Here is a 25115-nt window from a genome sequence, read left to right on the forward strand (position 1 = left end):
GTCCCAGGAATCGCGGCAGTGGCCGTTGAGAGCGCCGCCCAGCTTCATGCCCGGGGCGATGGTTCCGTCGGGGGCGATGGCGGGGGTGGGGTAGCAGCCGTCCTTGTCGTGGTGACCAGTCCGAGGACCGCGGCGCTCAGGCTCCGTCCAAGGTCGGTCCCGAGCGCGACCACACTGGCGCGCTGTCGACGTGGCCGAGCCTCGGTTCGCATTGTCGGTGGCGCACGGCACGATGTGGGCATGACCGACGCACTCCATGCCACCCCGCTCGCCGACCAGGCCGAATACGCCCAGGCCGTGCGACTGGCCGTCGACGCCGCCGCCGCGTACTACGGGGCGGGTGCCTCCGCCTTGGACGACGATTCCTATGACCGGCTGGTGCGCGGCATCGAGGCGTACGAGGCAGCCCACCCCGATGATGTGCTGCCCGGCTCGCCCACGGGGAAGGTCGCGGGGGGAGCGGTCGTCGGGGATGTGCCGCACACCGTCCCGATGTTGAGCCTGGACAACGTGTTCTCGCCCGAGGAGCTGGCCGGGTGGGCGGCCGGTCTGGAGCGCCGGCTGGGGCGTCCGGTCGCGGTGTGGAGCGTGGAGCCGAAGCTGGACGGGCTGGCGGTCTCGGCCCGTTATCGCGGTGGCAGGCTGGTCCAGCTGGTCACGCGTGGCGATGGCACGGCGGGTGAGGATGTCACGCACGCGATCGGCACCGTCGCCGGTCTTCCCGCGCGGCTGGCCGAGCCGGTGACGGTGGAGATCCGCGGCGAGGTGCTGATGACCGGCGAGCAGTTCGAGGCCGCGTGCGCCAAGCGGACCGCCCACGACGGGACGACGTTCGCCAATCCGCGCAGCGCCGCCGCCGGAACGCTGCGCGCCAAGGACCGGCCCTACACCTGCGAGATGACCTTCTTCTCCTACGGCGCCCTGCCGCTGCCGCCGCAGGACGACTCCGACCTGGCCGGGCGGCTGCGCGAGTCGCCGCACAGCCAGATCATGGCGATGGTGGCCGGCTGGGGTGTGCGGACCACCGAGGCCACTCCGGTCGCCGGGGTCGCCGTTGACTCGATCGAGCAGGTGCAGGTGCGCGTCGAGCAGGTCGCCGCCGCCCGGGCGGAGCTGCCGTTCGGCATCGACGGCATCGTGATCAAGGCCGACCTGGCCGCCGACCAGCAGGAGGCCGGGCTCAGCTCGCGCGCGCCCCGCTGGGCGATCGCCTACAAGCTGCCGGCCGTCGAGAAGATCACCAAGCTGGTCGGCGTGGAGTGGAACGTCGGACGCACCGGCATCATCGCGCCCCGCGCGGTGCTGGAGCCCGTCCAGCTCGACGGCAGCGTGGTCACCTACGCCACGCTGCACAACCCGGCCGACATCACCCGCCGTGGCCTGATGCTCGGCGACTCGGTCACCGTCTACAAGGCCGGTGACGTCATCCCCCGGGTCCAGGCGCCGGTGACCCACCTGCGCACCGGCCAGGAGCAGCCGATCGAGTTCCCGCAGGAGTGCCCGCGCTGCGGCAGCGACATCGACTCCTCGCAGGAGCGGTGGCGCTGCGTACGAGGACGGGCCTGCCACGCGGTCGCCTCGATCACCTACGCGGTGGGCCGCGACCAGCTCGACATCGAAGGGCTCGGCCAGACCCGCATCGTCCAGCTCCTTTCCGCCGGGTATGTCGCCGACTTCGCCGACCTGTTCACCCTCACCCGCGAGCAGCTCCTGGCCCTGGACCGGATGGGCGAGGTCAGCACCGACAACCTGCTGGCCGCCATCGAGCGGGCCAAGGGCAAGCCGCTCAACAAGGTGTTCTGCGCTCTCGGAGTGCGGGGGACCGGCCGGTCGATGTCGCGGCGGATCGCCCGGCACTTCGCCACGATGGACGCCATCCGGGCCGCCGGCGTCGAGGACGTGCAGGCCGTCGAGGGCATCGGCCCGGAGAAGGCCGCCGTCATGGTCGCAGAGCTCGCCGACATCGCGCCGCTCATCGACAAGCTGGCCGCGGCCGGGGTCAACATGACCGAACCCGGCGCGACCCCGCCCACCGCGGCCGGTACGGCCGGTGCCGCAGGTGCGGACGGCGGGGACGGTGCGGCCGGCGGGGAAGCGGAGACCGTCCCGGCGGCTGAGCCGCCGCTTTCGGGAATGGCCGTGGTGGTCACCGGCTCGATGAGCGGCCCGCTTGCGGCGCTGTCGCGCAACGAGATGAACGAGCTCATCGAGCGCGCCGGAGGCAAGGCCTCCTCCAGCGTCTCGGCCCGCACCTCGCTGCTGGTGGCGGGAGAGAAGGCCGGCTCCAAGAAGGCCAAGGCCGAGTCACTGGGCGTGCGCATCGCCACCCCGGAGGAGTTCGCCGCCATGCTCGGCGAATACATCTGACAGACCGCGGCCCGCCCAGCCGCCCAAAGCCGCCCGACGCCGGCGGTGCGGCGGTCTGGTGCCGGTGGTGCGCAGGCCGGGCGCGCGGTGGAAGGCGAGTGCCGCATCGGTGGGGTGAGTGTTTCGGTCAGCCCTTCTTGGTGGGCACCGTCCGGGCCACTCAGCCGTCGCCGTCGGCGGTGTTCGGCGAAGGACATGGGGTGCTCCGTGTTCGCCGATTGTCGGCATCGCGGTAGATATTGCCGTATCGGAGCGCTACGAGTGCGCACCTTTGGCACGAGCGATCAGGTACCCGGCAGGGGTATAGGCCCATGCCGAACCAGGTGTGGTGTTATGGGCGCTTTGTCGGTACTGATCTGTGTGGATCATGTCCGATCGCCGGCCTTCTGAATCCGAACGTCACACGCCTCATCGCCGTGGCCGTGCGGTGATCCGTGGGGGGAGCCGGCGTGTGCCGCCTTCCCGGGCGGCGCTTGTGGTCATAGGGCGTACGAAATGTTTCGAGATCGGGGCGCGAGAGGTCCCCTCGGGGCGAAACCGTCAGGTGGCCGCCGAGGCGAGGCCTTTGAACACGGTCTACCTGCCCGGCGAAGCCGGTGGATCAAAGCGCCTTTACAGCCGGGAAATGGGTCTTGACACGCCAACATCCGAAATCTAGATTGCGTGCCTGCACAGTATTGTCGCAAAAATAGTGAAATGTTTCGACGGGCCGATCCGGGAGGAGTGAGGAGCGGCATCCGGGGATGCCGATCCAGGCCCGCCACCACCGCGTCCACGATCAACGAGCCGCGGCAAGCCCCGGCATTCGAGTACGGAGATCAGCGTGGAGCCCAGGACAACGTCTCGCCGCACCTTCCTCAGCCTCTCCTTGGGTCTTCCTCTAGGAGCCGCGCTCGCCGCCTGTGGCAGCGCGGGACCCGGCACCACCAGCGGTGGTGGTACCAAGGCCACCTACTGGTACCTCTCCACCCAGCCGGCGGAAGGCGTGCGCAAGGCCGCCGTGGACCGGTTCAACAAGGCCAACCCGAACGGCCAGATCGCCGCGACCACCTTCCAGAACGACGCCTTCAAGACGAAGATCAAGACAGCGATCGGTGCGGGCCAGGCGCCCACCATCATCTTCGGCTGGGGTGGTGGCGGCCTGCGCAGCTACGTCCAGGCCGGTCAGGTCGACGACCTCACGTCATGGTTCGCGGAGAACCCCGCCGTCAAGGACCGGCTCTTCCCGTCCGCTTTCGGGGCCGCGACGATCGACGGCAAGATCTACGCGCTGCCGATCGAGCGGGTGCAGCCGATCGTCCTGTTCTACAACAAGAAGGTTTTCGAGCAGGTCGGCGTCGAACCGCCGCAGACCTGGGGCGACATCATGGACCTGGTGCCCAAGTTCAACGCCAAGGGCATCGCGCCGTTCTCCCTCGGCGGGCAGTCGCGCTGGACGAACATGATGTGGCTGGAGTTCCTCTTCGACCGCATCGGCGGTCCCGAGGTGTTCCAGGCCGTGTTCGACGCGGAGAAGGACGCCTGGTCCCACCCGAGCGCCATCGACGCCCTGACCAAGGTGCAGGACCTGGTCAAGGCCGACGGGTTCATCAAGGGCTTCTCCTCGATCACCGCCGACTCCAACGCCGACCAGGCGCTGCTGTACACCGGCAAGGCCGCGATGATGCTGCACGGGAGCTGGTCCTACGGGATCCAGGCGAACGACGGGGGAGACTTCGTCTCCAGTGGCGGCCTCGGCTACCTGAACTTCCCCCCGGTCGACGGCGGCAAGGGCGACCCCAGCGACACCGTCGGCAACCCCGGCCAGTACCTCGCCATCTCCTCCAAGGCCGGCCCCGAGCAGAAGGAGATCGCCAAGAAGTTCTTCGCCACCGGGCTGTCCACCGACGAAGAGGTCAAGCAGTGGATCGACGTCGGCTCGGTGCCGATCGTCAAGGGCACCGACAGCCTGCTGGCCGCCTCCAAGGACGCCGCGTGGCTGCAGTTCCAGTACGGCGTCGCCGGCAAGGCCAAGACCTTCTCCCAGTCCTGGGACCAGGCACTCAGCCCGGCGGCGGCCGAGACACTGCTCGACAACATCTCCAAACTGTTCCAGCTGTCGATCTCACCGAAGCAGTTCACGTCGAACATGAACGCGGTCATCGGCACGTGAGCACGTTCGCGACCTCCGTTCCGCGCGGGACGCCGCCGGCCACCACGCGAGGCGGTCGTGACCGCTCCCTCGCGTGGCTGGCCGCGCCGGCACTGATCGTCTTCGTCGCCTTCGGCGTGATCCCGCTGATCGGGGTCCTCCTGCTCAGCTTCACCACCTGGGACGGGATCGGCACCATCCAGCCGTCGGGCTTCGCCAGCTGGCGGGCCGTCCTCACCGATCCTGGCCTGCCGCACGCGCTCTGGGTGACGTTCCTGGTGATGGCCCTGTCATGGGGGGTCCAGACGCCGCTGAGCCTCCTCCTCGGGGTGTTCCTGGCCGGCGCCCAGCGCTACCGCGGGGTGCTGGCGGTGGTGTACTTCGTCCCGCTGCTGCTCAGCTCGGCCGCCATCGCCGTCACCTACAAGGCCCTGCTCGACCCGAACTTCGGGCTCGGCGCCGGCCTTGGGATCGAACTGCTCAGCCAGGACTGGCTGGGGGAGTCCCACCTCGCCCTGGGTGTCGTGATCTTCGTGGTGTCCTGGCAGTTCATCCCGTTCCACTCGCTGATCTACCAGGGTGGGGTCCGGCAGATCCCGCGCTCGATGTACGAGGCCGCGGAGCTGGACGGGGCCGGGCGGATCCGCAAGTTCTTCAGCATCACCTTGCCGCAGCTGAAGTACACGATCATCACGTCCTCGACCCTCATGGTGGTCGGGTCGCTGACCTTCTTCGACCTGATCTTCGTGCTCACCGCCGGTGGCCCGGGGGACGCCACCCGGGTGCTCGCCCTGGACATGTACAAGCGGGGCTTCCAGGGCAATCTCATGGGCCCTGCCAGCGCGATCGCCGTGATCCTCGTGCTCGTGGGCCTCGCCCTGGCGCTGTTGCTGCGCCGGCTCGGCGGGGGCGGCGACAGCGCCAGCCAGTTGGACGGAGCCTGACATGGCGACGACCCTTACAGAGGCCCCCGAGCAGGCGGCCGCACCCCCGCCGCAGAGCCGCCGCGGCGTGGCGGCCCGTCACCGGAACTGGCTGGGCGGTGCGGCCGGCTGGCTGTGGCTGGTGATCGTGATCGTCCCCATCTACTGGATCGTCATCACGAGCCTCAAGGCGCAGTCCAACTACTACGCGACGAATCCGCTGGCGCCGCCGGGCGAACCGACCCTGGACAACTACGTGCTGGTCATCCAGTCGGACTTCGCCCGGTACTTCCTCAACAGCGTCATCGTCACCGCCGGCGCGGTGGTTCCCGCGGTCACCATCTCCTTCATGGCGGCCTTCGCGATCGTCCGGGGCGGCTCCGGCGGGTTCCTGCGGTCGGTGAACTCCCTCTTCCTCATGGGCCTGGCCATCCCGCTCCAGGCGACGATCATCCCGGTGTACCTGATCATCATCCGGCTCCACCTCTACGACACCCTGCTGGCGATGATCCTGCCGTCGATCGCCTTCGCGATCCCGCTGTCCGTGCTGGTCCTGGCGAACTTCATCCGCGACGTCCCCAAGGAGTTGTTCGAGTCGATGCGGATGGACGGCGCCGGCACCTGGACGGTGCTCTGGCGCCTGGCGTTCCCCCTGACCCGGCCGGCCGTGGTGACGGTGACGGTCTACAACGCGCTGCACATCTGGAACGGGTTCCTGCTGCCGCTGATCCTCACCCAGGACCCGAGCAAGCGGACGCTGCCGCTGGCCCTGTGGAACTTCCAGGGCGAGTACAGCGTGAACGTCCCGGCGGTACTCGCCTCCGTCGTGCTCACCACGCTGCCCATCCTGATCCTGTACGCGATCGGCCGGCGCCAGCTCCTCAGCGGTCTCACCGCGGGGTTCAGCAAGTGACGCAGGGCGGCGGGGCGCGGCGACCCGGCTTCCTCGCCTGCCGATGTGCGGGAGGATTCCGGCAGGTGACCGCGACGGTTCCGGAAGGAGTCAGGTGGACCTCGTCAGGTATCGAACGCGACATTCCGGTCGGCCCCGGGTCGGTCTGCACGACGGCGGAGGCGTCGCCGAGCTGACGGGCGTCACCTCACTCGCGGAACTGTGGGCGCTGCCGCTGGCGGACCTGCGCGCCCGGCTGGCCGGCGGCCCGCTCGGTGAGCCGGTGCCGCTCTCGGAGGTCGAGCTCCTGGCGCCGGTCGACGGCCGCACCGAGATCTGGGCGGCCGGCGTCACCTACGAGACGTCCCGGGAGGCACGGGTCGAGGAGAGCGAGCGGGCCGCGACGGTCTACGAGCTCGTCTACGACGCCGAGCGGCCGGAGCTGTTCTTCAAGTCCGCCGGGTGGCGGGCCGTCGGTCCCGGCGGACTCCTGTCCATTCGTCCCGACTCGACCGTGGACGTGCCCGAGCCAGAGCTCGCCTTGGTGGTGAACCACCTGGGAGAGATCGTCGGCTACACCGTGTGCAACGACATGTCCTCGCGCAGCATCGAGGGGGAGAACCCGCTCTACCTGCCACAGGCCAAGATCTATTTCGCCGCCTGCGGTCTCGGGCCGTGGATGAGGCCGGTGTGGGAGATCGAGGATCCCTACGCCCTGACGATCGACATGGTGATCCACCGGGACGGCGGACCGGTGTGGAGCGGCCGGGCGAGCACCGCCCGGCTGCGCCGGCGGCTGGACGAGCTGGTGTCGTACCTGATGCGCGGCGACGTCCACCCCGACGGGGTGGTCCTGTCGACCGGCACCTGCCTGGTGCCGCCGTCGCCGTTCACGCTCGCCCACGGTGACGTGGTGGAGATCGCCATCGAGGACGTGGGCGTGCTGTGCAACACCGTCGTGCGCGGCAGGCCTCGCGCATCCGATCACGGGCAAGGCCCCGGCGGCGTCTCCTGGGAGGGAACGGCCGGCACATTCGGTCCCGGAGCCACCACCGGGTAGCCCGGGCGGATCCCCTCGCCGGGCTACTTCACCGACGCGCGGACGCTCAACGAGAACAACGCCATGAACGTCAACGTCTTCCTGGCCGCCGCCAAGCTCGGGGTCGGCCGGATCGTGTGGACGTCGAGCGAGGCGACGGGTGGCTACCCGTTCGGGCCGGCCTCCCCGCCGCGCTATCTGCCCGTCGACGAGGACCACTACCCCTACCCGAGGTCCGCCTACGCGCTGTCGAAGGTGGTCGGGGAGACGATGGCCGAGCACGTCTCGTCGTGGTCGGGCATCCCGATCATCGCCCTGCGGCCGTCGAACGTCTTCGACGCCGGAGACTACCCGAAGATCCCCTCCTACTGGGACGACCCGCTGATCAGGGCGGTCAACCTGTGGGACTACGTCGACGCCCGCGACGTCGCGCAGGCCTGCCGGCGGGCGTTGCTCGCGCCGGTCACAGTACTCGGCTACCCGCCGTCGTGACCGTTCCGGCTGCCCCCGTGGGTCTGGGAAAGCCGGCGATTGGTGAGTAGTGGTGGACTTTGTGGCGGATCGGGCATTGATTTGATGGATGGAGAACCCCCCTTCAAAGCGTGCGGGTTCGACCCGCCGCACCTTCCTGTCCGCCTCGGCCGTCACCGCGGTGACGGCGCCCCTGCTGGCGGGCCCGGCGCTCGGAGATGCCGGGCATGGCCTGGGCTCGCAGCCGGGACGGCCCGTCACCCGGCAGCGACCCGGCAAGGATCTGCGCGACCTGCTGGGTGAGATCGACCGCGACCGCCTCGAGGCCACGGTGATGCGGTTGACCCGGTTCGGCACCCGGCACACCCTGTCCAGCCAGGACGATCCGGAACGTGGCATCGGCGCGGCCACGGCCTGGGTGCACGGGCAAATGCAGGCGTACGCGGCCCTGTCCGGCGGCCGGATGACCGTGGAGAGGCAGTCGTTCGTCCAGCCTGTCTCCCCGCGGATCCCCGTGCCGACCACCATCACCAACGTCATCGCGACCCTGCGCGGAGACGCCTCGCCGGAGCGGGTCTACGTGGTGACGGGCCACCTCGACTCTCGCGTCACCGATGTCATGAACGCCACCGGCGACGCCCCCGGCGCCGACGATGACGCCTCCGGCGTCGCCGTCGTGCTCGAACTCGCCCGGGTGTTCGCCTCTCGTCACACCGAGGCCACCGTGGTGTTCGCCGTGGTCTCCGGCGAGGAGCAGGGACTGTACGGCTCGGCGTACATGGCCAGGCAGATGAAGGCGGCCGGCGCGGACGTGCAGGGCATGTTCAGCAATGACATCGTGGGCGCCAGTTCGGCCTGGGACGGCACCCGGCCCGATCCGCATACGGTCCGGCTGTTCGTGGAGGGCGTGCCGACCACCGAGACCCCGGCCGAGGCGTCGATCCGGCAGTCGGTCGGTGGCGAGAACGACGGACCGTCGCGCCAGCTGGCCCGGTTCGTCCAGGACGTGGCGGAGAACGAGTCGACGGACATGAACGTCCGGGTGATCTGGCGGCGGGACCGATATCTGCGCGGCAGCGACCACATATCGTTCCTGCAGCAGGGCTACCCGGCGGCACGGTTCACCGAGCCGCGGGAGAACTTCGACCACGAGCACCAGGACGTCCGGGTCGAGAACGGGAAACAGTTCGGCGATCTGCCGGAGTTCGTGGACTTCGGGTACCTCGCCCGGGTCGCCAAGGTGAACGGTGCGACATTGTGGTCGCTGGCCCAGGGACCGGGCACGCCGAAGAACCTCAAAATCCTCGCGGCGGTGCTCACCAACGACACCACTCTCACCTGGGATCGCGGAACCGAACCCGACCTCGCCGGGTACGAGGTGGTCTGGCGGGAGACCACGTCTCCGGACTGGACGCAGGTCCTCGATGTCGGTGATGTCACCTCGGTGACGATCGACATCGCCAAGGACAACGTGCAGTTCGGCCTGCGAGCCGTGGATCGGGGCGGTCACCGCAGCCCGGTCGCGTTCCCGCGGGTGTCGACATAGGGGCCGCGGCAAGCACGCCGTCCGCATCGGGTGAGCCGGGCCGGCGCCGCGGATCGCCGAGGCCGGGCCGGTGCCGCCGCTCGCGGAAGCCGGATCACCATCGAGGCTCGCGGAGGCTGGGGGTGGTTGAACTCCTGCCCCCGCGCGGGCAGGGTCAGGGCGCGCCAGTCACCATGCGGCTGCGCGACCGGTGGGAGGAGCGCAGGCACTGAAGAGGGTCTTAGGACGCAGGGGACCCGGCCACAGCTCTCAATGTCCGGGACGATTCACAGCAGGGTCGATATGACGAAGCGGGAATGCTCCGTCTCCAGCCACCGATCGGTCAGGTGGACGCCGCTCAGGCGGGCGGCGAGGGTGAAGGCGGCGATCTTCCACTGCTCGTCGAGGGCGGTCGTGAACGGCAGGCCGTGAGTATGGGGGACGAGGGGGACGCGGGCGGCGGGGGGCCAGTCGTCGACCAGGGATTTGGGGATGCTGGTAATCAGGTGTCCGTGGGCGGCATAGTTCATCTCGATTTTGACGGGGCCGTCCCAATAGATGCTGAATGCCTGATCGCTGTTGGAGAGGGAGGCGATGGTGTCCGGTGAGCGTCCTTCGCCGCCATTCGGTTCCATTGCGATGGTCCAGCCGTCGAGCGAGCCGATGAGGACGGTCTGGAGGGCCTCATCGTAGTGCTCCATCTCGGCGTCGGTGAAGGTCATCGGGGTGCCACTCGCGGGATCCGCGCCGAAACGGCGGGCGGCCTCCTCCACATCGATGCCGGAACACCAGGTGACGCAGGCCGGATCGGTCATCCACCGCGTGACCAGCCTGCCGTAATGGGAAACGTCGTCATCTGACATCCGGTCACCCTGACATGGTGTCCAAGGGGCGTCAAGAAGCGTCACGCCCTGGCCGGAGACCGCCCTTGCGGTCTCCGGCCGGCGTTATGGAATGGTCCGGTCAATCGCCCGGATCGTCACCGGAATACCATTCGTCGGCGACGTTCCGCGAGTGCACCACGCTCACCTTGAACGGGTCATTCTCCAGGACACGGTATCTCCGCCACAGGATGTTCTGCCGGGCGCCGCCCGAGGTGTTGGCGGACTTCGTTATCGGCCTTACGGAGAAGTCCCACTTCGGACTGGCCGCGCCTTCATGGGATTTGGCGAACGGATACTCGTCGCACTCCTTTCCCGCTCGTTGCTGCTCCGTCCACCATTGCTCGCACGCGGCGCCCATGACAGTTCTGTTCGACGCCTCCACCGCGGGGTCCATCGCCCGGGTGAGCGGGGGCTCCCAGCCGCCGTACGGGCTGTTGGCCCCGTTGCCGGGGAACTTCTTGTTGGTGCCCGGAGGCTTGGTCTTGTCCGGGTACCTGAAGACGTATCCGATGTGCTTGGCGAATTCCTGGGCCTTGTTGGGCTCGCCGTTCACCTGGGCCGTGGTGCTCACGACCATCGTGGGCATCGCCCTGACGAGCACGCAGCCGCCGTAGTACATCACGTTCGTGCGGGAGGTGTCGCAGTCGATGACCGGAGGATAGAGCCGGTGGGCTCCCCGGAGCCGGGTCGGCCTGTCGTCGTGGAAGCCGATGATGTGCACGTACGGCCGCAGAGTGCAGGTCGACAGCAGGTGCTCGTTGTGCGCCTGGGTCTCGTCGGAGTAGAAGGTGAACTCCTCCGTGGGAGTGGTGTCCGCGTTCCACTGGGTGATGGACTTGTTGTTTATCTCGGCGCCGCTGATCTGTGCGCATCCGCCGCTCACGGTCCAACCCGGCCGCAGGTACACGCTGGCGTTCTTGTGGCTCATGGACTTGCTGAATGGCCAGACGTTGTTGATCCGGAGCTGCCCGCGGATCTGCCGGGCCTCGGGGATCGATGGCGGCCACGTGAGGGGCGCACCGTCCTCGGACGTCGGCTTCTTGATGCCCTTGCCGACGTAGGTATTGAGCAGCGCGGTGAACACCCAGGTCGCGTCGTCGATCGTCACGCGGACCCAGCCGTCCGTCAGGCCCCGCCACACGGTCCTGTAGTAGTAGATCTTGTGGGTGTACTTGATGCACCAGGAGAAGGAGTTCTTGGTCCACCCCTCGTAGAAGGCCGCGCTCCACACCGGGCCCTCGTGCTCGGGTTTGTCGCACTCTTCGAAGGTCGCGTGCTTGTAGAAACTGCGATTGGGGAGCGGCGCGGCGGCGGCCGCGGTCTTCGACGGTTCCTCCGGCGTTCGCGTGATGGGCGGTGCCTCCGATGTGCCGATCCGCAGGGATGACCATGGCGACCACCGGCCGGTGACGCCGTCCGTCACCGGGCGGGCGCGCCAGCGCACCGTCCAGCCCTGCTTCAGTTTGCCCGGCGGCACCTGGACGCTCGTGACGGTCTTCGCCGGCGCTTCGCGGACGGTCCCGCTCCAGATGACGCCCTTGCCCTGGGACGACCCGGGGGTGTGGGCGACCTCGACCTCGACCGAGGAGCGGCGGTTGAGCCGGTCCTTGACGTTGACCAGCAGGTACGGCTCGGCGGTGGTGCTCGTCCGCCTGTTCGCCGTGTCGGAGCCGCGGACCCGCAGGTCCTCCGCGACCGGCTGCACCTGCGACGAGGCCCGGGCCGCCCAGCCGGCGGTGAGGAAGTACCAGGAGTACAGACCTGCCATCGTGTTGCCGGCGGTGTCCCGGGCCCCGTCCACCTCGGCGGAGTAGACGCCGTCCAGCGGCTCCGATGGGGTGAAGGTCAGTACGGTGCCACCGGGGTTCATCGAGGTGGTGCCCGCGACCTGCTCTTCGGTGAAGATGTCCACGAGCGCGAACCGGACGCCGGTCACCGGCTCGCTGAAGGTCACCGTCACCTGCGTGCCGGACGGCACCTCCTCGGCGCCGTCGGCCGGGCTCACCGCGACGACCTCGGGGGCCGTGGTGTCCGGGCCCGGGGTGGTCGGGGTGGTCGGGGTCGCGCCGCCGTCTACATAGGTCACGGTCAGCGTCGGCGGGTCCTCCCCGAGTGCCCGGGAGGAGGCGAACCCGCGGTCGTAGAGCGGCGCGGTGCCGGACTCGTTGGCGCTCTGCAGCACTAGGCCGTGGTCGGGCTGGCCCGACGCCCACGCCTGCGCGATGCCGGTCACCGCCCACGACCACTCGACGTCGGCCGGGGGCGATCCGGTGCAGCCGCCCGGGTCGCGGGCCACCGCCTCGTCGCCGCCGGTGGCGGCCGGCTGGCTGCTCCAGCCGAGCGTGTCAGGGTCCCAGGCGCCGGTGATCCGGCGGGCCTTGATGCCCGACGTGCCGTCGCCGCACCCATAGGAGTCGATGTTCCACAGATTCAGCCGGGCGTTGGTGATCGTCTTCCCGGCCAGCTCCGTCGTGTCGAAGTTCAGGTACGTGCGCTCGGTCGTGCTCGGACTGCCGTAGACACCGGCCCACAACGTGTCACCGAACTGGTCGGTGTACTCGTTGCTGTCCAGCCACAGGTCGGTCTCCAGCGGCAGGGTGATCGTGTGCTCTCCGCCCGGCGGGCCGGTGGGCGTCGGCGTCGGGCCGGGCGTCGTGTCCCCGACCGTGAACGTCCAGGTGTACGGCGCGGCCATGACGTTCCCGGCTTCGTCTCGGGCGCCGGTCACTTGGCCGGTGTAGGTCGATGTGGGCAACCCTGCGGACGGCGCGAAGGTGAGCACCATCCCCTCGTCGTCCATGGCCGCGGTGCCCTGGATCGGGGAGCCGGCCTGGTCGGTCAAGGAGAGCGCCGCGCCGGTCACGGGTTCGTCGAAGACCACCCGCACCTGCGTCTGCGACGGGACGTCCTCGGTGTCCTCGTCGGGGCTGGTCTCGTGTACGAGCGGGGGCGTGGTGTCGGGCACCGGTCCCGGGAAGCAGTCGAGAGCCGACTCACCGCATTCAGGGATCGTCTCCGACCAGTCCTCGTCCGGCAGCGGCTTGGCGATGTCCTCACCTGGCGAGAACGCCTGCCGCGACTGCTGGCCGATGACCGTCGACTGCTCGCTGGTGGTGAGCGGGGCGTCCGACTCCTGTTCCGGCGAGCTCACCTGGTGCGCCAGCATCTCCTCGTACGAGGGTTCTTCCGTGACGTCCTCGGGGAAGACGGCGGCGATCTCCTCGGTGACCGCGGGCTCGTACCCGATGACCAGTCGCGGGCCGTGGGCGGGGTCGGGGTCAGTCGTCTCCTTGCTCCGGTAGCGGCGCCAGTTCGTGAGATCGGACTCGTTGCCCGCGGTGAGCTGGAACCCGTAGTTGGCGCCTCCGTCGGCCCAGGTTTGGACAATGGAGTTCACGCCGTGGTAGAGGTCCCACGGGTAGTCCATGTAACCCCGGCCGCAGTCGGGGCTGTAGGCGCCGAACTCGGTGTTCTGGCCGGTCGTGGTGACCGTCGGCTGGTTGGCCCAGGTCAAGGTGGACACGTCCCAGCGCTGGGTGACCCGGCGGGCGGTGATGCCGGAGCCGACACTCGCGCCGCAGTCGTTGGACAGGTAGTTCCACAGGATCAGGTCGGCGTTGGTGACCCGGCCGCCGCGCAGCGGGGAGTCCTCCGGCAGCTCCTCGAAACGGATGTAGCCGCGCCAGCGCACCGATCCACTGTTCGACTTGCCGACGAGGATGCGGTCCAGCCCGCTGTTGGCGTAGCCGTCGGGGTATTCGGCGTTGTTGACGAAGGTGTCGTTGCCGACCGCGCTGCTCGTCCAGTCGGTGGCGCTCACGGACAGGGTCACCGGGAAGGTCACCCCGGGGTCGGCGAGGAAGGCGGCGTCCGGCTTGATCACCAAAGTGGAGGCGCCGTCCACCGTGGTGACGGCGTGGCCCACGCGGCCCTGCTCCGGCTTGGCGTCGGCGGCGGCGTCCAGCATGAGGGTGGTGGAGACGTGGGCGATCTCCTCCGCCTTCGTGCCCGCGGTCTTGGTCACGGACAGCTCTCCGGAGGCGTTCTTCCCGTACTGGATACCGGCCGGGAGCCCGATCGGGACACGGAACCGCAGGTCCTTCTCGGGCCGCTGCCGGATGACGATGTCCTGCCGGAAACCGGTGGGAATGGCGGTCACCACGAGGTCGATGCCCGGCCCGTACACCGATGCGTATTCCGCCTTATTTCCGGACAGCCGCGGTGCGGGAAGGTCGACCGGCGCAAATACCTTGGTCAGGCCTTTCTTGCCGTCGGCCTCGGGTAACTCTCCATTCATGGAGAGTAACTCCGTGCCGCCCCCGTCGGAGAGACGCAGTTCGGGCTTGGTCATGCGCGGCCTTACGAAACCGCCCTCCGACACGAGCGTGGTGTCGATGTCATGCCACTGGCCGTTCCGCTTGGTGCGGACGGGCGCGCCGTACATCACCGTCTGCAGTGTCCTGCCGTCGCTGTTGGCGTACGTGCTCGACGACTCGGTGCGCAGAGACTCGATTTCGACCGGGGTCTTCCGTTGCTTGGCCTGCTGTCTGGCGACCTGCATGGGATCGTTCGCGGCGGGAGTGGGGGGCGTCTGTTTCAGCGGTGCGGGTGTCGGCGCCGCCGCCGCGGAAACGCCGACCATCAGGGACACGAGCAGTCCTGACACCATTAACAGCGCGGTACGGCGGTAAGTGCGGCATAAAACCCCTCGACTTTTCACCTGTGTATCCACTCCAAGCACGCCGAAGTACCCGAACAAGGACACTTGATCTTCCCATGTGATCCTGGTCGAGTACATATCTGGTCAAATCTGCCGAGGTGTGTTTGAATCCTTCGTCCTTGCCGGTAAATGCGTCTTGTCAACGCCTGGACACGGAATGAGTCGGCGCCGGGAATAACGCCAGGCAGATCTGGGTGAATGAACCGAGGCGCCGACCTGCCGGGGGTCCGGCCGGCCTGGTTGAGGTTGTGTTGACGGCGCCGTCGTCGGCGACGTGGCGGCGGCAGGCGCGTAGGAACGCGGCGCGCAGGTCGTCGTCGGCGGTCTCGATGACGAACGACATCAGTAGCACGATGCCGCTCGGCCGAGGCCGCGCGATCAGGTTCTGGTGTACCGCATCAGGAGTTTCGTGAGCCCGTACTCGGCCGGCGGGATTTCGGCGAGGACGCGCACGACCTTGCCCTGGAGGTTCACCACGACGATCTGGCGCGGGTCCTTCGTCTCGTCGGCCAGAATGAGATGGGCGTCGTTGAACCAGCCGATGAGCGTCGTGCCGGCGGGCGCGGGAACGGTGGCCTGCCCACGGCCGGTGGCGACGTCCCACACGCATACCGATGACGTCGGACTCGGGCAGAGCGTGGCGAAGCGTCTTCCGGCGGGGGCGAAGGTGCTCTCCTTGAAGCTCGGCTGGCCCACCTTCTGGAAGCCCCGCACGGCCTTGCCCCGCAGGTCGAACAGGCGAAGGCCGATGTCCACGCCGGACGGGAAGCGATGGGCGACCCCGGTCTCGCCGGGCGCCCACATGAAGGGAGCGTCGCTGTCGTCGCCGGCGTCGGCCGAGACGGTCGTCGCCGTCGCGGTCGCGGTGTCGACGACGACGAACCCCACGGCGTGCTTCGAGTTCCCCGAGGTCGCGTAGGACGTCAGCAGGAGTCGCCGGCCGTCGGCGGACCAGTAGGGGTTGAAGGTCTGCAACGGCGTCCGCACGGTGTTCACCAGGAACTCCTCGCCGGTGGCCCGCCTGATCAACTTGATCGAGTCGTAGGTTCCCGGTGTCTCCGGCTTGATCCAGGGCTGGAGCGCCGTCCAGGTTCCGTCCGGTGAGACGAGGGCTTCGTGGGCTCGGCCGATCTGCCGGAACTCGTCCCCCTTGGGGACCCGGGCGTAGGTGCGCGCCTCTCCGGCCTTGGCGTCGATGTGCAGAAGGGACGTCACGCGCAGCGGATCGCCGGGGTTCTCGTGCAGGACGGCGTTCATCCGAGGAAGGCGAACGTCCTTGGTGGGCGTGGCGGGGGCGGCGGTGACCTCTCTGACGGCGACCGGGGAGGGGGTCCCGGACCGGGCTCGCGCTCCGATGCCGCCCGAGGCCACAGCGTAGATCGCCCCGCCGGCCAGCAGAGCCGCCGCCGCGGTCACCGCTCCGAGGACGATCCGGACGCGACGCCGGTCGGACCGCCCGCCGGGCACGGTGGTGGGCTGAGCGCCGGGTTCGGTGACGGGCAGGCCGCCGGATCCGGTGGTGGGCTGAGCGCCGGATCCGGTCGGTCTGGCCGCGATGGAAGTGCCCTGCTCGAGCAGGTTCCCGCCCGGGCGCACGCGCGTTCCGATCAGGCGCAGCAGCGCGTCCTTCGTCGTGGGACGCCGGTCCGGGTCCTTGGACAGGCATTCGGCGGCCAGAGCCCGCAGGTCGCCGTCGAGGGCGCCGAGGTCCGGCTCGCCGCGCAGGATCCGGTGGACGATCGCCGGAATGGAGTCCGCTCCGAACGGCGGTCGTCCCGAGGCGGCGAAGACCATGGTGGCCCCCCAGGCGAACAGGTCGGCCTCCGGCCCCACCAGGCCGGACTCGAACTGCTCGGGAGCCATGTAAGGCGGCGTGCCGACCGCGTGCGAACTGGTGAGCGCGACGTCCAGCGCGCGGGCGATGCCGAAGTCGATCACCCGTGGCCCGTCCCCGCCGAGCAGGACGTTGCTCGGCTTGAAGTCCCGGTGCACCACGCCCGCCCGGTGGATGGCCGCCAGGGCGGTCATCGTGCCGACGGCCAGCCGCCGCAGCCGGCCGCCCCGCAGCGGCCCGCCGGTGTCGACGGCGTGCTGGAGCGTCGGTCCGGCGATGTACTCGCTGACGATGTACGGCCGCCCGTCCGCCGTGCCGGTCTCGACGACCTGGGCGGTGCAGAAGGGGGACACCTGGCGGAGGATCTCGGTCTCGCGCAGGAACCGTCCCGGCGCGGAGTCGTCGGGGACCCGGTACAGCAGCTTGACGGCCACCTGCTCGCCGGAGCCGGTGATCGCCAGGAAGACCGCTCCCTGGCCGCCGTCGCCGAGCCGCCCGATGAGCCGGTAAGGACCCAGGTGCGCCGGGTCGCCCGTGCGCAGGGGATCGATGCCCGTCATCTCGGCGAGAACCTGAGCTCGGCCACGTCCTCGTCCTTCTTGGGGATCTCGGCGAGGGTGCGCACCGCCTTCGCGTGGAAGTCCATGACGACGTACTCGTAGGGATCTCTTCTGGTGTCCATGACGATCAGATGGTCTTCGTCCCACCAGCCCCGCACGATGGCGCCGCGACTGGACACCGGGACCGTGGTCCTCCGGTCGCCGGTCCCGGTGTCCCACACGCATACGGCGGTCCGCACACGGGGGCAGTAGGTGACGAACGACCTGCCCGACGGCGAGAACGTGGCGGGCTCGGTGGAGGCGCCGACCCAGCTCAGCTCACGCCTGATCCGGCCGTCCAGGTCGCGGAACCGCAGTCCCCACTGGCCGCCGTCGTGGACGTACGCCGCGGTGACGCCCTTCCCGCCGGGCGCCCAGCCGAAGAAGCCGCGGTCGTGGCGGGTGTCCCCGGTCACGACGACCGTCGCCTTCCGCGTCTCGACGTCCACGACGACGAACCCCTTGGGGTTCGGCACGGTCTTGCCCTTGAACTCGTAGAAGGTGAGCAACACGCGCCTGCTGTCGGGGCTCCAGTTCACGTAGTAGCCCTTCAACGGCTCCCCGGTGGTCTCGACGGCGAATCTCTCGCCGGTCGCGCGATTGATGATCGTGACGAAGTCGGTGGTCGACGCGGTGAACTTGAACCAGGGGTTCACCGCGATCCACTTGCCGTCCGGGGAGACGGCGGGATCGCCGTAGTCGCCGTCCCTGGCGGCCAGGCGGAAGGCGTCGCCGCCTGAGTCGCGGACGTAGGTCCGGTAGGTCCCGGCCTTGACGTCGCCGATGAAGTACGAGGTCAGGCGGACCGGATCCGAGGGGTGCTCGTGCACCGTCAGCTTCAGCCCAGGAGGCTTGAGCTTCTTGGCGGGGGGACGGGGCGAGGTGGGCGACGCCTGGACGACCTTGACGCTCGGGGCTCGCACCGGTGTGGGGGTGGGACGGGAGACGGCCGTGGCCTGGACGGCCGTCGCCCGGGGAGCCAGCATGTAGACGGCTCCCCAGGAGATCATCGCGATGACGACGCCGATCGCCACCGAGGGCAGAGCGACGCGGCGCCGGGTCGGCGGGCGCGGAGGCACGAGCGGGACCCGCGTGGACGGGGTGGGCGGCGGCGCCGAACGGAGGTCTGCGGGGGGCGGGTCGATGGTGGCCAGGATCTGGGAGTGGCCGACCAGCCTCAGGAGGGCGTTGCTCGCGAGGGGCCGCTGCGATGGGTCCTTCGCCAGGCAGTCGGCCACCAGCCCGCGCAGTCCATCCTCCAGGAGGCCGAGGTCGGGCTCGGTGCCGAGGATGCTGTTCGTCGTCGCCGCCATGGATCCGGTGCGGAAGGGCGACCGCCCGGAGGCGGCGAAGAGCATCGTGGTGGCCCACGCGAACATGTCCGCGGCGGGTCCCGCGGGCGTACCGGACAGTTCCTCGGGTGTGACATGCACGGGTATGCCGAACGGCCGGGTCGCGCTGGTGGCGCCGGCCTCCGTCGCCCGGGCCATGCCGGGCTCGATCACCCGTGGACCGTCGGAGCCGAGGATCACGTTCCCGGGCGTGAGGTCATGATGCTGGACGCCGGCCTGGTGCATGGAGGCCAGCGCCGTCATCGTGCCGATGGCCAGCCGGTACAGCGCCGGCCCCTTGAGCGGGCCCTGGCTCTCGACGGCCGTTCGCAGCGTCGGGCCAGGGACGTACTCGCTGACGACGTACGGCCGGTCGCGGTACATGCCCGTGCCGATGATGTGGGCGACGCCCGCGACGGAGGCCAGGCGCAGCCTGCCGGCCTCGTCGGCGACCCGCGCCAGGGCGGCGCCGGTGGCCAGGCCGGCGTGGAAGAGCTTGAGCGCCGCCCGCCCGCCTGCCCGGGCGTGCACCAGATAGACGACGCTCCGGCTGCCTTGACCCAGCCTGCCGACGATCCGATGACCGTTCACGGACAGCGGATCGTCGGGCTCGAGGGGGAGGACGTCAGACATGGCTGCGGGGTATCCCTTGTCGCGATGAGCCGATCTCGCCGCCGTCGACCCTGACGACGAGCCGGGGCGGCCCGGTGGACTTCACCGTTCAGCAGGTACACATCTGGGAATACACGCCACCGCTTGCAAGGTCATTGAGGATCGCTAACGCGGGGGCTTCCGGCGGCGCCGACCGGCCATGTCCTTGAGGCCGGAGACCGCGAGCGGTTCCGGCCGGGGGTCAACCTGGCGACTGTGCGGCTGCCGCTGCGGGACGGGCTGGGGACGTCATCGCGGCCGTCAACGTCAACGCGCACGCGGCCGAGACCTCTGTGGAGAAACTGACCGAGGAGCACCTGCCGCTGCTCCTCAAGATCTCCAGCGCGATCAGCGCCGACTGGGCGCTGTACGAGGCGGTTCCGCAGGTCACGGCATGCTCCGCTCGAAAGTAGCAAGCGTCGCGAGCGAGCGCGCACCGGGAAACATGCTACAAAGACATTGACGGATGCCCGCTCTAGTGTGGAATATCGCTCCACGGCTGTAATCCGCGTCACATGAGCCGGTGACCGGTTCCACGGCCGGATCGGAGCACCATGCCACGCTTCGCGCCGTCGGAGACGGGTGGGGTGCCTCGTACGGAACGCCGCACCCCCCGAAGGTGATCATGTCGATTCCCCTTTACGCGACACCTCGCACCGTCCGCCGCGACCGTCCGGACGGCTCGGTGCTGCTCGAGTCGGCGCATCCGCTCCGGCCGCACGGGACGCGGCTGGCGGAGATGCTGCGCACCTGGGCGGCCGTCGATCCCGGCCATCCGCTCGTCGCCGAGCGCGGGCCGGACGGAGCCTGGCGGCGGCGTACGTACGGTGAGGCGCTGGCCGCCGCCAACGCCATCGGGCAGGCGCTGCTCGATCGCGGCCTGTCGGCCGAGCGCCCGCTGCTGCTCCTGTCGGGGAACTCGATCGGGCACCTGCTGATGACGCTCGGCGCGCTGACCGCCGGGGTGCCGGTGGTGCCGATCAGCGTGGCCTACTCCCTGCAGAGCCGTGACCACGCCCGGATCAGGGCCATCGACGCCCTGGTGCGGCCGGGCGCGGTGTACACCGAGGACGCCGAGCCGTACCGGGCCGCGGTGTCGGCGATGAGCGGCGGGGCGGTGCAGGTCGCCGCGGTCGGGGGACCCGCGGAGCACTCACTGGAGGCGCTGCTGGCGACGGCGCCCGGCGCCGCGGTCGAGGCGGCATACGAGTCGGTCGGCGGGGACACGGTAGCCAAGATCCTGTTCACCTCCGGCTCGACCGGCATGCCGAAGGGGGTGATCAACACCCATGGCATGCTGTGCGCCAACCAGCAGATGATGCGGCAGGCCTGGCCGTTCCTGGCCGAGGAGCGGCCGGTGCTGGTCGACTGGCTGCCGTGGAGCCACACCTTCGGCGGCAACCACAACATGAACATGGTGCTGGCCAACGGCGGCACGATCTACATCGATGAGGGGCGCCCGGCGCCGGCCCTGTTCGGCAAGAGCCTCGCCAACTACCGGGAGGTCTCGCCGACGCTCGCGTTCAACGTGCCCGCCGGGTACGCGCACCTGGTGCCGGCCCTGGAGCGGGATCGCGACCTGGCCGAGCGCTTCCTGGCCCGCACCCGCCTGGTGTTCAACGCGGCCGCGGCCCTGCCGCCGGCGCTGCGCGCACGGCTCGAGGCGCTCGCGCGTGAGGTCACCGGCAGGGACATCCCGGTGACCGGATCATGGGGGACCACCGAGACCTCCCCGGCGGCGACCTCGGCGCACTTCGACTACGCGGACGCGCGGTGCATCGGCGTTCCGCTGCCCGGCGTCACGGTCAAGCTGGTGCCCGCGAGCGGCGACACCTACGAGATCCGGCTGCGGGGCGTGTCGGTCACGCCCGGCTACCATCTGCGTCCCGACCTGACCGAGGCGGCCTTCGACGACGAGGGCTTCTACTGCCCGGGCGACGCGGCCGGCTTCGCCGACCCCGCGGACCCGGACGCCGGGCTGCTGTTCCGGGGCCGCCTGGCGGAGGACTTCAAGCTGTCGACGGGCACCTTCGTGCACGTCGGCGCGCTGCGCACCGCGCTCCTGTCGGCCGCGCCCGTGCTGGCCGACGCGGTGATCGCCGGCGAGGGCCGTGACAAGGCGTGCGCGCTGGCCTGGCTCAACGCCGCCGAGGCCGAGCTGGTGCTCGGCGAGCCGCCCGCCGCCGACGGCGAGACCGTGCACTCGGGACGGCTGGCGGCCCACCTGGCGGCCGTCCTCGCCGGATTCAACGCCGGGGCCGGCTCCTCGGCGCGGATCGAGCGGCTCCTGATCCTGGCACGGCCCCCCGGCCTGGACGCGGGCGAGATCACCGACAAGGGCTACGTGAACCAGCGGCAGGTCCTGGCGCAGCGCGCGGACCTGGTCGAGCTGCTGTACGCCGACCCGGCGCCCGCGCCCGTCATCACCCCGGAGGCACGCGTCTCATGAAGTGCCTCCAGGGGACGCCGGTGCTCCTGGACGGCCCGTCGCGGCGCGCTCTCCCTCCATCGAGCCCAGGTCATCAGGCTACAAGCTGTTGACGTGGGGCAATCAGAATGTGGAGTATGAACTGACCGTTGACACCGCGCCCGGGAGGACGACCCCATGACCGCCACGGCAAGCTCGCCGCGCCCCCCCGGGCACGCGCCGCCGGAGGGCCGTCCGGCGCCGCCGATGCCGGTGGACTTCCAGACGCACCCCTCCCGCTACCGCCACTGGCGGCTCGCCTTCGACGGCCCGGTCGCGACCCTCACCATGGACGTCGACGAGCAGGGCGGCCTCGTGCCGGGATACGAGCTGAAGCTGAACTCCTACGACCTCGGCGTGGACATCGAGCTGTACGACGCCGTGCAGCGGCTGCGCTTCGAGCACCCCGAGGTGCGCACGGTCGTGGTGACCGGCGGCAAGGAGAAGGTGTTCTGCGCCGGGGCCAACATCCGGATGCTGGCGGCCGCCTCGCACGCCTGGAAGGTGAACTTCTGCAAGTTCACCAACGAGACCCGCAACGGCATCGAGGACGCCTCCGCGCACTCCGGCCAGACCTACATCGCCGCGCTCAACGGCACAGCGTCCGGCGGCGGCTACGAGCTGGCCCTGGCCTGCGAGCACATCATGCTGGTCGACGACCGCTCCTCGGCGGTGTCGCTGCCGGAGCTGCCGCTGCTCGGCGTGCTGCCCGGCACCGGGGGCCTGACCCGCGTCGTCGACAAGCGGCACGTCCGCCGCGACATCGCCGACTACTTCTCCACCAGGTCCGAGGGCGTGAGCGGCAGGAAGGCCGTCCAGTGGCGGCTCGTCGACGAGGCGGTGCCCCGCTCCCGGTGGGAGGAGACCGTCGCCGAGCGGGCCGCCGAGTTCGCCGGACGGTCCACGCGCCCCGCCGGAGGCTCAGGCATCGAGCTCCCCCCGCTGGCCAAGACCAGGACCGCGGAGCGGATCGCCTACCGGTACGTGACGGCCGCGCTCGACCGTGAGCGCGGCTGCGCGGAGATCACCCTGCTCGGCCCCGACACCGGCGTACCCGCCGGCGTGCACGAGCGGGGAGCGGGCTTCTGGTCGCTGGCGCTCGCCCGGGAGCTGGACGACCTGATCCTCGACCTGCGCACCAACGAGACCGAGCTGGGCACCTGGGTGCTGCGCACCAGGGGCGACGCCGAGCGGGTGCTGGCCCACGACGCGCTGCTGCTGGAACACCGCGACGACGACTGGCCGGCCAACGAGATCGTGCTCTACCTCAAGCGCACGCTCAAGCGGCTGGACGTCACCAGCCGCAGCCTGATCGCCCTGATCGAGCCGGGGAGCTGCTTCGCCGGCTCGCTGCTGGAGGTGGCCTTGGCGGCCGACCGCTCCTTCCAGCTGTCCGGCGTGTTCGAGGACGCCGACCCGGACGCCGAGCCCGCCGCGATCACCGTCGGACCGATGAACCTGGGGCCGCTGCCTATGGGCAACGACCTGACCCGCCTGGCCACCAGGTTCCACGGCGACGCCGGCGCCCTGGCCGCGGTGGAGAAGCGGGCCGGCGAGCCGCTGAGCGCCGAGGAGGCCGAGCGGCTCGGGCTGGTCACCTTCGCGCCCGACGACATCGACTGGGCCGACGAGGTGCGCATCGCGATCGAGGAGCGGGCCAGCTTCAACCCCGACGCGCTGACCGGGCTGGAGGCCAACTACCGCTTCGCCGGCCCCGAGACGATCGAGACGAAGATCTTCGGCCGGCTGTCCGCCTGGCAGAACTGGATCTTCTACCGCCCCAACGCCTCCGGCCCCGACGGCGCACTGCGCAAGTTCGGCACCGGGCGGCGCGCAGACTTCGACCACAAGCGAGTGTGACCATGACGAGCACCGCCGACTACTCGGAGAAGATCCCGAACAACGTCGACCTGCACGAGGACCGCCGGCTGCAGCGGGCGCTGGAGTCCTGGCAGCCGAACTTCCTGTCCTGGTGGGAGTCGATGGGCCCCACCCTGCCCACCCAGGACGTCTACCTGCGCACCGCGGTCAACGTCGGCCGGGAGGGCTGGGCGCACTTCGGGCACGTCCCGATGAAGGACTACCGGTGGGGCGTCTTCCTCGCCGAGCGCGACCCCGACCGGCGCGTCGCCTTCGGGCAGCACAAGGGCGAGCCCGCCTGGCAGAAGGTGCCGGGGGAGTACCGTGCGGCCCTGCAACGCCTGATCGTCATCCAGGGCGACACCGAGCCCGCGTCAGTCGAGCAGCAGCGCAACCTCGGCGCCACCGCCCCGAGCCTGTACGACCTGCGCAACCTGTTCCAGGTCAACGTCGAAGAGGGCCGCCACCTGTGGGCCATGGTGTACCTGCTGCACGCCTACTTCGGCAGGGAGGGCCGCGAGGAGGCCGAGCAGCTGCTCCACCGCAACTCCGGCAGCGAGGAGTCGCCGCGCATCCTCGGCGCCTTCAACGAGGAGACCCCCGACTGGCTGTCGTTCTTCATGTTCACCTACTTCACCGACCGCGACGGGAAGTACCAGCTCGGCACGCTGAAGGAGTCGGCGTTCGACCCGCTGTCCCGCACCTGCGAGTTCATGCTGAAGGAGGAGGCGCACCACATGTTCGTCGGCACGACCGGCATCGACCGGGTCGTGGAGCGGACCGTGCAGCTGATGATCGAGCACGACACCGACGACGTCGGCCCGTACGGCGGCATCCCGCTGAACGTGCTGCAGAAGTACCTGAACTTCCACTACTCGGTGTCGCTGGACCTGTTCGGGTCGGAGACCTCGACGAACGTGGCCAACTACTTCACCGCCGGGCTGAAGGGGCGCTGGTCCGAGGAGCGGCGCCGCGACGACCACCTGCTGACCGACGACTCCATCATGGTGGACGCCGTCGTCGACGGCCGCATCGGCCAGAACGAGGTCGCCGCCCTGGTCGGGCTGAACACCGACCTGCGCCGGGAGTACATCGGCGACTGCCAGAACGGTGTCAACCGGTGGAACCGCATCCTGGAGGACGCCGGCATGCCACAACGCCTGCGCCTGCCGCACGTCGCCTTCAACCGGAAGGTCGGCGCGTTCTCCGGCATCGAGGCCACCCCCGGCGGCGAGATGATCTCGGCCGATGAGTGGGAGCGGCGCAAGGGCGCGTGGCTGCCGACCGAGTTCGACAAGACCCACGTGCGCTCACTGATGCGCCCGGTGCACGAGCGCGGCAAGATCGCGGCCTGGATCGCGCCGCCGCGCCAGGGCATCAACGGCAAGCCGTTCGACTACGACTACGTACACCTCGCCTGA

At 69.8% G+C, this 25115-nt stretch carries 14 protein-coding genes and 1 pseudogene; 10 read left to right on the forward strand and 5 right to left on the reverse strand.

Going from position 1 to position 25115, the window contains the following annotated elements:
- Positions 1-18: 18 nt before the first annotated feature.
- Positions 19-258 (reverse strand): annotated as a pseudogene (locus tag MYF83_RS23660) (hypothetical protein); the annotation flags it as partial.
- Here MYF83_RS23660 and ligA point away from each other — a divergent pair.
- From ligA to MYF83_RS23695, 7 genes are all read left to right on the forward strand, one after another.
- Positions 241-2367, forward strand: coding sequence for an NAD-dependent DNA ligase LigA (ligA, locus tag MYF83_RS23665; RefSeq protein ID WP_248962819.1), 2127 nt, complete (start codon positions 241-243; stop codon positions 2365-2367). The pseudogene MYF83_RS23660 and the gene ligA overlap by 18 nt on opposite strands.
- Positions 2368-3190: 823 nt before the next feature.
- On the forward strand, positions 3191-4519 hold the full coding sequence (locus tag MYF83_RS23670; protein WP_248962820.1) for an extracellular solute-binding protein: 1329 nt from the start codon (positions 3191-3193) through the stop codon (positions 4517-4519).
- Entirely contained in the window at positions 4516-5442 is a 927-nt protein-coding gene (locus MYF83_RS23675) for a carbohydrate ABC transporter permease (RefSeq protein ID WP_248962821.1), read from the forward strand. Before MYF83_RS23670 ends, MYF83_RS23675 begins: the two co-directional genes overlap by 4 nt.
- A 1-nt stretch (position 5443) precedes the next feature.
- Positions 5444-6334, forward strand: coding sequence for a carbohydrate ABC transporter permease (locus MYF83_RS23680; protein WP_248962822.1), 891 nt, complete (start codon positions 5444-5446; stop codon positions 6332-6334).
- Between the two features lie 94 nt (positions 6335-6428).
- Positions 6429-7373: a fumarylacetoacetate hydrolase family protein gene (locus MYF83_RS23685; protein WP_248962823.1), complete on the forward strand. Its 945-nt coding sequence runs from the start codon at positions 6429-6431 to the stop codon at positions 7371-7373.
- A 9-nt stretch (positions 7374-7382) separates the two neighbouring features.
- A complete protein-coding gene (locus MYF83_RS23690; protein WP_308201495.1) occupies positions 7383-7844 on the forward strand; it encodes an NAD-dependent epimerase/dehydratase family protein in 462 nt (153 codons plus the stop codon).
- A gap of 88 nt (positions 7845-7932) precedes the next feature.
- The gene (locus MYF83_RS23695) at positions 7933-9369 is read left to right on the forward strand and encodes a M28 family metallopeptidase (protein WP_248962825.1); all 1437 of its coding nucleotides are present in this window, start codon (positions 7933-7935) and stop codon (positions 9367-9369) included.
- Between the two features lie 266 nt (positions 9370-9635).
- On the opposite strand, the gene MYF83_RS23700 is transcribed toward MYF83_RS23695, so the two are convergent.
- The 4 genes from MYF83_RS23700 to MYF83_RS23715 form a co-directional block, all read right to left on the reverse strand.
- Entirely contained in the window at positions 9636-10163 is a 528-nt protein-coding gene (locus tag MYF83_RS23700) for a DUF6461 domain-containing protein (RefSeq protein ID WP_248962826.1), read from the reverse strand.
- A 148-nt stretch (positions 10164-10311) separates the two neighbouring features.
- Positions 10312-14793 (reverse strand): DNRLRE domain-containing protein, encoded by a 4482-nt coding sequence (locus MYF83_RS23705; RefSeq protein WP_248962827.1) that lies wholly within the window; start codon positions 14791-14793, stop codon positions 10312-10314.
- A gap of 537 nt (positions 14794-15330) precedes the next feature.
- Complete coding sequence (locus tag MYF83_RS23710) at positions 15331-17346, reverse strand: serine/threonine protein kinase (protein WP_248962828.1); 2016 nt, start codon at positions 17344-17346, stop codon at positions 15331-15333.
- Entirely contained in the window at positions 17343-19349 is a 2007-nt protein-coding gene (locus MYF83_RS23715; RefSeq protein WP_248962829.1) for a protein kinase domain-containing protein, read from the reverse strand. Before MYF83_RS23715 ends, MYF83_RS23710 begins: the two co-directional genes overlap by 4 nt.
- Positions 19350-19992: 643 nt before the next feature.
- Here MYF83_RS23715 and MYF83_RS23720 point away from each other — a divergent pair.
- The 3 genes from MYF83_RS23720 (at position 19993) to boxB (ending at position 25115) form a co-directional block, all read left to right on the forward strand.
- Positions 19993-21816, forward strand: coding sequence for a feruloyl-CoA synthase (locus tag MYF83_RS23720; RefSeq protein ID WP_248962830.1), 1824 nt, complete (start codon positions 19993-19995; stop codon positions 21814-21816).
- A gap of 156 nt (positions 21817-21972) precedes the next feature.
- Complete coding sequence (boxC, locus tag MYF83_RS23725; protein ID WP_248962831.1) at positions 21973-23694, forward strand: 2,3-epoxybenzoyl-CoA dihydrolase; 1722 nt, start codon at positions 21973-21975, stop codon at positions 23692-23694.
- 2 nt (positions 23695-23696) lie between these two features.
- On the forward strand, positions 23697-25115 hold the full coding sequence (gene boxB, locus MYF83_RS23730; protein WP_248962832.1) for a benzoyl-CoA 2,3-epoxidase subunit BoxB: 1419 nt from the start codon (positions 23697-23699) through the stop codon (positions 25113-25115).

Origin of the sequence: Sphaerisporangium perillae (assembly GCF_023276435.1) — a bacterium.
Lineage (GTDB): Bacteria > Actinomycetota > Actinomycetes > Streptosporangiales > Streptosporangiaceae > Sphaerisporangium > Sphaerisporangium perillae.

Coding starts and splice junctions, on each gene's coding strand:
- ligA (WP_248962819.1), top strand. CDS start 241: ATGACCGACGCACTCCATGCCACCCCGCTCGCCGACCAGGCCGAATAC.
- MYF83_RS23680 (WP_248962822.1), top strand. CDS start 5,444: ATGGCGACGACCCTTACAGAGGCCCCCGAGCAGGCGGCCGCACCCCCG.
- MYF83_RS23695 (WP_248962825.1), top strand. CDS start 7,933: ATGGAGAACCCCCCTTCAAAGCGTGCGGGTTCGACCCGCCGCACCTTC.
- MYF83_RS23700 (WP_248962826.1), bottom strand. CDS start 10,163: ATGACCGATCCGGCCTGCGTCACCTGGTGTTCCGGCATCGATGTGGAG.
- MYF83_RS23705 (WP_248962827.1), bottom strand. CDS start 14,793: ATGCAGGTCGCCAGACAGCAGGCCAAGCAACGGAAGACCCCGGTCGAA.
- MYF83_RS23710 (WP_248962828.1), bottom strand. CDS start 17,346: ATGACGGGCATCGATCCCCTGCGCACGGGCGACCCGGCGCACCTGGGT.
- MYF83_RS23715 (WP_248962829.1), bottom strand. CDS start 19,349: ATGTCTGACGTCCTCCCCCTCGAGCCCGACGATCCGCTGTCCGTGAAC.
- MYF83_RS23720 (WP_248962830.1), top strand. CDS start 19,993: ATGTCGATTCCCCTTTACGCGACACCTCGCACCGTCCGCCGCGACCGT.
- boxC (WP_248962831.1), top strand. CDS start 21,973: ATGACCGCCACGGCAAGCTCGCCGCGCCCCCCCGGGCACGCGCCGCCG.
- boxB (WP_248962832.1), top strand. CDS start 23,697: ATGACGAGCACCGCCGACTACTCGGAGAAGATCCCGAACAACGTCGAC.